Below are 8,860 nucleotides of genomic sequence, written 5' to 3'. Positions count from 1 at the left end.
GGTGATGTTAGCTGTACACGAAAACACTTTACAGATTACACAATTAAGTCAAAAAGCGATTCAACAACTTGCTCCCTCCTTTGCGCAATTACCACATACGGAGCATGCTGATGGTCAGTATCGTTTACGGCGCTACTCTGTGGTTCAATTTAACAAAGGGAAAGTCGAGGCGTTGGACAAGCATGACTTTATGCAAACCGATCAAATCAATCATTTTCAAGGCAACATTAAGCGTCATTTCGATCCTATTTTACCCTCTACGTTACAAAGTGACGGGATGAGAGAAGTGTGCGAGGTGTTTGTGAGTACGAATGGTCTGCCTAATGGGCAAGAGATTGAAATCCATCAGATCCGAATTGCTGCTGTGTTTGATGAGACGCAAGTCGCGCCAGAAGGTGTCCATCAAGACGGTTTTGATCATATTGCGTTGGTGGGGGTGAATCGCCACAACATCGTCGGCGGTGAAATTATGCTGTATCAAGACTGCCATGAAGCCCCTTTCTTTCGGAAAGTGTTAGAAAATGGTGAGATTGCGATGCTCGCGGACAGTAAGTTATGGCATAACGCTTGTCCTATTCGCTCAATTGAGCATGGGCAAGAAGGTCATATGGATGTTTTTGTGTTAACCGCTAAGGATGGCCGAAATGATCTTCACTCCTGAAAAAGTGCGTACGCAGTTTAGTGCTTTGTCGCAAAAATATCATGGTAAGTCAGTGAGTTTCTTAGATGGTCCAGGTGGCTCGCAAGTACCTAAGTCGGTAATAGAAAAAATGAGTGAATATCTGGGCCATTTTAACTCTAATTTGGGCGGACACTATTTTTCAAGCCAAATCACCACTGATTTAATGCAGCAGGCTCGTGAGTCGGTGCAAGCGCTTCTGAACGCTGAGTCATCAGGAAATATTGTATTTGGCGCGAATATGACCTCGTTGACTTTTCAGCTAAGTCGAGCCATTAGCCGAGATTGGCAAGTGGGCGATGAAGTGATTGTTACTGCGCTTGACCATTACTCCAATGTCTCCAGTTGGCAGCAAGCGGCGCAGGATAAGCACGTTACAGTGCACCAGATAAAGGTGAACCAACAAGATTGTACTTTGGATATTGAGCACCTACTGTCATTGCTCAACCCTAAAACAAAGCTGGTCGCGGTCACTTATGCTTCGAATACCACAGGATCTATTGTCGATGTTAAACGCATTGTGGATGCGGCGCATCAAGTCGGCGCGATGGTGTATGTGGATGCCGTTCACTATGCTCCGCACCATTTGATTGATGTACAAGAATTAGGCTGTGATTTTTTAACCTGTTCGGCATATAAGTTTTTTGGTCCACACGTTGGTATCGCTTATATCGCTTCGCAGTGGTTACATGCACTTAAACCCTACAAAGTTGAACCTGCAACCAATATTGGTCCGGGACGTTTTGAAACGGGTACGCAGAGTTTTGAAGGTTTGGCAGGCGTGATTGCTGCAGTGGAATATTTGGCGCAATGGGGAGACGCGAGTGGCTCGTTAAGAGAGCGTTTGATCGATAGTTTCATTCAATACAACCAGCATGAACGCCAATTAAGTGAGTATTTTCTGTATAAACTTAAAGGATTGAGTTCGGCTAAGCTCTATGGCCTGACCAAGGCTAACAGTGAGCTACGTACACCGACCTTTGCCATTCGCTTAGCTAATCACCACCCAGAATTTGTGGCCAAAACATTGGGCGAGCATAATATTTGTGTGTGGAATGGGCATTTCTATGCGCTTGGTTTAGTGCGTCAGTTAGATCTTGAAAACAGCGGTGGAGTTGTCCGTATCGGTTTTATGCACTACAACACGCGCAGTGAAATTGACGCTTTGTTTGATGTCTTATCCACACTAGCGTAACCAAAGTGGCCCGGAAATCTGTCGAAAGAAAGATTTCTGGGGCACAGTGCCTTTTTTAGCTTTCATCTTCGGTTGGCTCTAAGGGTAACTCTTCGATCACAATTGGCTCTTTGGGACCTAAAAATTTAGGTTGAGTATTCGTGATATAGAGATCTAAGAATGCTTTCGTACGAGCAAAGACCTCACGCAGCCTCACTTTAAAACCAGAACGAGTTGTTGGCCCTGCAACCGCTAAACACTGAGCATTAATGTTATGGTAGTTGGCAATAAAGAGTGCTCGCTCACAATGAAATTGTTGAGAGATGATCAAAAAATTGTCGGTTTCGAAAATACGTTTTGCGCGAACAATGGAGTCCAAAGTACGAAACCCTGCATAATCTAAGTAAATATGTTCACTCGGGATCCCTGCGCGCAGCAGATCGCGTTTCATCGTCCACGGTTCATTGTACGAACGGTGAGCATTATCACCACTGAGTAAAAACCCTTTTACCTTGCCTTGCTCATACAAAGCGATCGCGGCTTCAATTCGGTGGGTATAGTAGTCATTGAGCGTTTTACCCAAGTACTTACTGGTTCCAAGTACAACAGCGACTTGGAATTGACCGACTTGATTTTGCTCGGTGACGATTTGTTTTTCGGCTTGCCAACTGACCCAGCGATCAATGCCAAGCACAAAAAGGCTTGAAATGAACAACAGTACAGACACGTAGCGAAGCAGCGTGTGAACCCGCTTTTTCCAAACAGGGCGAGAGTGATTTGAAGATGAAAATTTTAACACTAAATTTGACGGTTCCTTTGTGCCCAGATCCCGATAGCAATAAAGCAGAGCATAATAATGCTAAACATCATGCCTGATTCTAACTGCGAAAGTGTCCGAGCAAGGTAAGGGCTCGCTTTGATGATCACCAAACCGTAGCCGAATGCGTTAATCAATATAAACGTAAATGTGCGAACGACAAAGTGTTGGTTGCGCATTAGCTTGCGCATCGCGGCGTTAATCTCTCCACCGAGCATCACGAGCAAACAAGCGATAAATGCAGTTGATATCTCCGTTAAATACGGTGATAAGTAATGCCCTGCGGGCGCTAAAAAGTTCATCATATTGACTCACAGAAAAAGCCCCTAAACATCAGCCGAAGCTTAGGGGCAGCAGAGTAGGAGCTTAGAAAGCAGTGCGTTTGTAGCGGCGGTATACTGGCTGCCAAAAATGCTGCTCAATGGCGGTTTCTAACACATCATCTGGGATCTCCAGTGCAACACCTTGCTCAATTGCTTTTTTCGCTACCGCAAACGCAATTTTCTTGGAAACGGAGTGAATGGCTTCCAGTGGTGGAAGTAACGCACCATGCCCATTAAGCGCCAGAGGTGAACAGTTGGCGAGTGCGCGGCTTGATTCCATCAGCATCTCATCAGTAACTCGACGCGCATTGACCGCCAGTACGCCTAAGCCGATACCAGGGAAAATATAGCTATTGTTGCATTGTGCAATTGGGTAGGTTTTACCGTTATGCAACACGGGAGCAAACGGGCTGCCTGTGGCGACGAGTGCTTCACCGTTGGTCCAACGGATAATGTCATTGGGCGTCGCTTCAACACGGCTGGTTGGGTTCGATAGTGGGAAAATAATCGGGCGTGGGCAGTGTTTATGCATCTCAGTGATAATCTCTTCACTGAATAGTCCCGGAGCCCCAGAAACACCAACCAACACCGTTGGCTTGCCATTTTTCATTACTTCCAATAATGAGAAACCATTACCTTCTGTATTCCAATCATGCGTGTCTTTGTTTTTTTGCACGAGGCGCTGTTGGAAATCAAGTAGGTTAGGCATTCCTTCTTGCAGCAGACCCCAGCGGTCAACCATATAGACTTGAGAACGAGCTTGAGCATCTGAAATACCTTCTGACACCATTTGCGCGATGATTGCTTCGGCAATACCACAGCCTGCAGAGCCGGCACCAAGAAAAGCGATACGCTGCTCGGAGAGTTGACTGCCCGCGGCTTTGCATGCGGCCAATAGCGAACCTACAGTCACCGCCGCAGTGCCTTGAATGTCATCGTTAAAACAACAAATACGGTTTTTATAACGCTCTAATAGTGGCATTGCGTTCTTTTGCGCAAAATCTTCAAATTGGATCAGTGCATCAGGCCAGCGACGTTGCACCGCTTGGATGAACTCTTCTACAAATGCATCATATTCAGCCCCAGTAATCCGAGGGTGACGCCAGCCCATGTACATCGGGTCAGCCAAGCGCTGTGGGTTATTGGTTCCAACATCGAGCACGACCGGTAAAGTATAAGCAGGGCTAATACCACCACATGCGGTATAAAGTGCCAGTTTTCCGATAGGAATACCCATGCCACCAATTCCTTGGTCGCCCAAGCCGAGAATGCGTTCACCATCGGTCACTACGATAACTTTTACGTTATGGTTCGCTGCATTATTGAGTAAGTCATCGATGCGATCTCGATTCGGAAAGGAAATGAACAGACCGCGGCCGCGACGATAAATATTTGAAAAGTTTTCACACGCGGCACCCACCGTTGGTGTGTAGATGATGGGCATCATCTCAGTGATGTGGTTTTGTACTAAACGATAGAATAAGGTTTCGTTAGTATCTTGAATATTACGCAGATAGATATGCTTATCCATATCACTTTCAAAGCTGCAGTATTGTTGGTATGCGCGAACAACTTGTTCTTGTATCGTTTCCGTCGTTTCAGGAAGCAGGCCTTCTAAGTTGAAGGAACTGCGCTCTTCAGCACAAAATGCACTGCCTTTATTGAGCAAAGGCGTGCTGAGTAGAGCGGGGCCCGCATAGGGAATATAAAGAGGGCGTTTATCATTATTCATTGTCGGCCTATTTTAGGGTAGAAGGGAACTCAAAAATGATAACGGTTTACTCATGAGATTGTAAATAGACGAGCGGCGACACATGGCACAGAATACTGAAGAATGCCGATAAAAACGGTAGAATTCTCCGTGTTAATTGCTGAGGGCATCAATGTACACATGTTTGTCTATTGGTCTCCTTAAGCAGAGATTTCAAAAGTAGTGTTGAGCGATGATCACTTTAAGTGATAAAGCGACTTTTTGTTCACGGTTTGAAATATTAATCAATCAGACACATATGTCAGTAAGTCTGTTTATGCCTTGTTACAAACCTGGTTTTGATATAGCCAATCCATTCGGTTTTAAGGCATAAAAGACTGTTTTTTTATATCCTATTGCTATATGAACAATCATGGATGATATTGAGTACAGTGTGCTGCCAATTTGTCGGGGGACAAAATGAATACACAAGAAAGGACACGGGTGGTGTTTGATTACACTACATTTCTTGGCGCGTCATGTAATAAGAAATGGACATTCCTCGAAGCCATGACGTCATTTGCACCGATTTTTGGTACGGTATGGAAAGACAGCATTAAAGAATTATCAAGCCCAGAGGATCGCCTATGGGAAATGGCGTTGAAGTCGTTATCAACACGCCGTAGTGATGAAGCGAATTTAATTTCACTGGTGAGATTGGCGAAATTAGAGGGGATTGAAGAGCTAAAATTAGTAATGCCGTATGCGTTGGATTCTGAACAGATCCAATTGATTCAAAATAAAAGCCAATCTTTGATAAAAAATACAAAACCAGACGAATTTATTATCACCCTGTAAGGGGATACCGATAACGGGGCATATTTAATGTCCCGTTATTGTTGAGTACTAGTCAATCAAGCCATATTGAGAACGCAGGATCGTAATGATCTCTTGCTTTGGGTTTTGGCTTAATACGATCGGTTGGCCAACAATTTTCTCTGCAATCGCAAGATAGGTGTTGGAAATATCCATTAATGCAGCCAAAGGCAGCGCATTATCACGTGCAAGCGCTTCTCGCTCAGCCATCCGTTCTTTGTTGAGTAAAATATCTGGGTCAGGGAAGTAGTTGAGCAAGAATTGACGAAAACCCTCTTTCGAATTTTCCACAATACGTCCTTGCTGATAGGAAGCACTGTCCCAGATGCGAGAAGAGTCCGGCGTACCCACTTCATCCATATAAATGAGTTTCTCAACGCCGTTGGCATCGGTGACATAACCAAACTCAAACTTGGTATCGACGAAAATTTGCTCTACTTGGCAGAGTGCATGGCTAATGACGCTGAAGCCTTCTTTTAATAGCTTTTCGTACAAGGCAATATCTTCGACACGACTGAAGTTAAAAGCGGCAAAATTTTCTTCAATATTATGACGTGAGATATTGACATCATCGGCTTCTGGAACACCGGGAATGCCTTTTAAGATGCCTTTGGTTGATGGTGTAATGAGCAGTTCTGGCAGTTTTTTATCTTTCTGCAAGCTTTCTGGTAATTGAATACCACAAAAATCTCGTTCACCTTTTTCGTAAGCACGCCACATTGAACCAGTAATATACTGGCGACAAATCGCTTCAATTTTGATTGGCTTGGCTTTCTGCACAATCCATACAAAAGGATGAGGAATATCTAAAATATGGCTATCGGCTAACCCGCTCTCTTTAAATAGCTTAAACCAGTGGTTTGAAATCGCGTTCAATGCCGCGCCCTTACCTGGTACACCTTTGATGCCACCTTCGGCATGCCAGATACAATCAAAAGCGGAAATACGGTCACTGATTACCATAATGGCTAAAGGTGCATCAGGAGCAACGTTGTAACCTTTTTCTTTGATCAAACGCTGGCTATCTTCTGGAGTTAGCCAATAAACAGAGCGAACTTTGCCGCTATGAACAGGTTGGTGAGTGCGAATTGGGAGGTCGTCATTGACGGCAAGGATTTGATCAGCAAGGCTCATTTAGACATTCCTATCTTTTTCAAACGTCATACAGAGAAGATATCGGTTAGCTCAACGCTAGTAAGGATATCGATAAACTTTGCGCATCATACCAGAACTATTTTCTGCTGCCAGATAAAAAGCAAACGATTGCTTTCCGTTTGGAAAATTAAGCTGTGCTGAGTTGAATTCAGGAGAAAAGATGCAGTTCTGAGCCGATAAAGCGGCAAACATTGAGATAAAAGCGAAGTAATTAGAGGGGCGATGACTCGCCAAAAGCCACACATGTGACTTTGGCGAGTAGCACTGAGGATTATTAGGTTTAGCTGAGTAAAATTAAAATAGTTCCTGTCAGTGTCATCAGTATATTGGCGATAGCGTAGGTGCCAGCATAACCCAATGCGGGAATGGTCGATTTTGCGTAGTCGTTAACGATATCCATCGCTGGTGCGCAGGTTCGTGCACCGATAATCGCACCAAATAGAAGCGCGCGGTTCATTTTCAAAATGTACGCACCAACCAAATAGGCAAAGACGACTGGCACCACGCTGACTAAAAATGCAAGGCCGATCACTTGTACGCCCACTTCTGAGAGGTGCTGGAACATTTTTCCGCCAGCACTTAAGCCAATGCCTACCATAAAGAACATCAAACCTAGGTCTTTCACCATATTTAATGCCCCTTGCGGTACATAGCCGAAAGTGGGGTGGTTGGCTCGTAAAAAACCAAGCATAATGCCAGAAAGCAGTAGCCCAACCGCGTTGCCTAAACCGAAGGAGACTTGTCCAAAGGTCATGGTGATCAAACCAAACAAAATGCCGAGAATAAAGAAGCTACAAAAGGCGAGTAAATCGGCCATTTGACTATGGATAGAGATGAAACCTATCTTATCAGCCAAGCCTTGAACACGGCTTTTTTCACCACTGACTTGCAGTACATCGCCTTTGGCAAGCACAATGTCTAAGTCCATTGGCATTTCAATTTGTGCGCGTATCACTCGGTTCAGGAAACAACCATATTCGGATAAATTCAGATCCGATAGGCGTTTACCGGCAATACTGTCACTTTTTACGACGATTTCCTCTTCAGAGATGCGCAAATCAAGTAGGTTGCGATCAAACACCTCTTTACCATTTCGAAAGCTAGGGTCTAGCCTTGCATGGCTGTCAGGGAAGCCGACCAATGCAATTTCATCCCCTTCTTGCAAAATGGCGTCACCGTCAGGATGGGCAAGAATACCATTACGTCGGATGCGTTCAATATAACAACCGGTTTGGCGATAAATACCAAGCTCACGTAAATTGCGTCCATCAATCCAGTTGATCAACTCTTGACCAACACGATAGGCACGGATGATGGGTAAATAGACTTTGCGTTGACCGCTACCACCTAATCCACGCTCTTGAGCAATCTGTTGAGCAGAATCAGAGAGGTTTTGTTTTTGCAGCTTAGGCAGTAACTTGGCAAACATGATCATACTGATAAGACCAATTAAATAAGCCATCGCATAACCCACCGAAACATTATCTAAAATAAGGGATAAATCCATATTTCTTGGAATGGTGGCTAGCCCGGAGTTTAACGCATCTTGTGCGCCTACTAATACGGGGGTGGAGGTTAATGCACCTGCCATCATACCAGCAGCTAAGCCAAAATCGAGGCCGAGATAATAACTGCCAAAATAGGTAATCCAAGTGGCGGTAATGAGCACCACTAAACTTAAGATGAGATAATGTTTTCCGTCACGGAAAAATATGCCAAAAAAGTTAGGGCCAGCTTCAATGCCGACACAATAGATGAACAGCATGAAACCTATGGTTAAGGCTTCAGCATTGAAGGAAAAACCAAGGTGCCCCATGATGAGTGATGTAATTAACACCCCAATAGAGTTGCCTAGTTGTAAGCTACCAAAACGAATTTTGCCAAAACCAAGGCCAATCGCTAAGACAACAAAAATAAGAAGAATAGGGTTCTGATCAAGCAAAAGTACGACGTCGATATTCACGGCTCAACTCGTTATGTGTGCCAAGTGGGGTAGGTAAAGTGTGGGAATTGTATCTGAATATTGCAAAAAGATAAGTGAAATTTGTGACAATTGACATTTCATTGACTTAATTTGAGAGAAAGAGCCATTTATCTATAAATAGCAAAAACCCGCTAAAAATCAGCGGGTTTTTATGTTTCTTGG

8 protein-coding genes are annotated in these 8,860 nt (G+C 44.3%); 3 read left to right on the top strand and 5 right to left on the bottom strand.

Annotation, left to right across the window (positions count from 1 at the left end):
* Positions 1 to 4 precede the first annotated feature (4 nt).
* Positions 5 to 661: a 2OG-Fe dioxygenase family protein gene (locus B9J84_RS07895; RefSeq protein WP_170888685.1), complete on the top strand. Its 657-nt coding sequence runs from the start codon at positions 5 to 7 to the stop codon at positions 659 to 661.
* A complete protein-coding gene (locus B9J84_RS07890; RefSeq protein ID WP_094123890.1) occupies positions 636 to 1,874 on the top strand; it encodes a cysteine desulfurase-like protein in 1,239 nt (412 codons plus the stop codon). Before B9J84_RS07895 ends, B9J84_RS07890 begins: the two co-directional genes overlap by 26 nt.
* A gap of 55 nt (positions 1,875 to 1,929) precedes the next feature.
* Here B9J84_RS07890 and B9J84_RS07885 read toward each other — a convergent pair whose 3' ends face one another.
* From B9J84_RS07885 to B9J84_RS07875, 3 genes are all read right to left on the bottom strand, one after another.
* A complete protein-coding gene (locus B9J84_RS07885) occupies positions 1,930 to 2,679 on the bottom strand; it encodes a vancomycin high temperature exclusion protein (protein WP_026028037.1) in 750 nt (249 codons plus the stop codon).
* Complete coding sequence (locus tag B9J84_RS07880) at positions 2,652 to 2,975, bottom strand: DUF3392 domain-containing protein (RefSeq protein ID WP_088721142.1); 324 nt, start codon at positions 2,973 to 2,975, stop codon at positions 2,652 to 2,654. Before B9J84_RS07880 ends, B9J84_RS07885 begins: the two co-directional genes overlap by 28 nt.
* A 61-nt stretch (positions 2,976 to 3,036) precedes the next feature.
* Positions 3,037 to 4,725, bottom strand: a complete 1,689-nt coding sequence (locus tag B9J84_RS07875) for an NAD-dependent malic enzyme (RefSeq protein ID WP_017044631.1) — start codon at positions 4,723 to 4,725, stop codon at positions 3,037 to 3,039.
* Between the two features lie 438 nt (positions 4,726 to 5,163).
* Between B9J84_RS07875 and B9J84_RS07870 the strand changes: the two genes are divergently transcribed.
* Positions 5,164 to 5,541, top strand: a complete 378-nt coding sequence (locus tag B9J84_RS07870; RefSeq protein WP_026028825.1) for a hypothetical protein — start codon at positions 5,164 to 5,166, stop codon at positions 5,539 to 5,541.
* Positions 5,542 to 5,589: 48 nt separating this feature from the next.
* Here the strand turns inward: B9J84_RS07870 and B9J84_RS07865 are convergent, their stop codons facing one another.
* Both B9J84_RS07865 and B9J84_RS07860 read right to left on the bottom strand, forming a co-directional pair.
* Positions 5,590 to 6,693: a phosphoribosylaminoimidazolesuccinocarboxamide synthase gene (locus tag B9J84_RS07865; protein WP_094123889.1), complete on the bottom strand. Its 1,104-nt coding sequence runs from the start codon at positions 6,691 to 6,693 to the stop codon at positions 5,590 to 5,592.
* A 301-nt stretch (positions 6,694 to 6,994) separates the two neighbouring features.
* A complete protein-coding gene (locus B9J84_RS07860) occupies positions 6,995 to 8,677 on the bottom strand; it encodes an aspartate:alanine antiporter (protein ID WP_013857120.1) in 1,683 nt (560 codons plus the stop codon).
* Positions 8,678 to 8,860: the final 183 nt, after the last annotated feature.

The organism is Vibrio sp. V03_P4A6T147 (assembly GCF_002241085.1).
Taxonomy (GTDB): domain Bacteria; phylum Pseudomonadota; class Gammaproteobacteria; order Enterobacterales; family Vibrionaceae; genus Vibrio; species Vibrio anguillarum.
The sequence above is the reverse complement of the archived record's forward strand: the minus strand, read 5'-3'. Positions and strand labels throughout refer to the sequence as shown.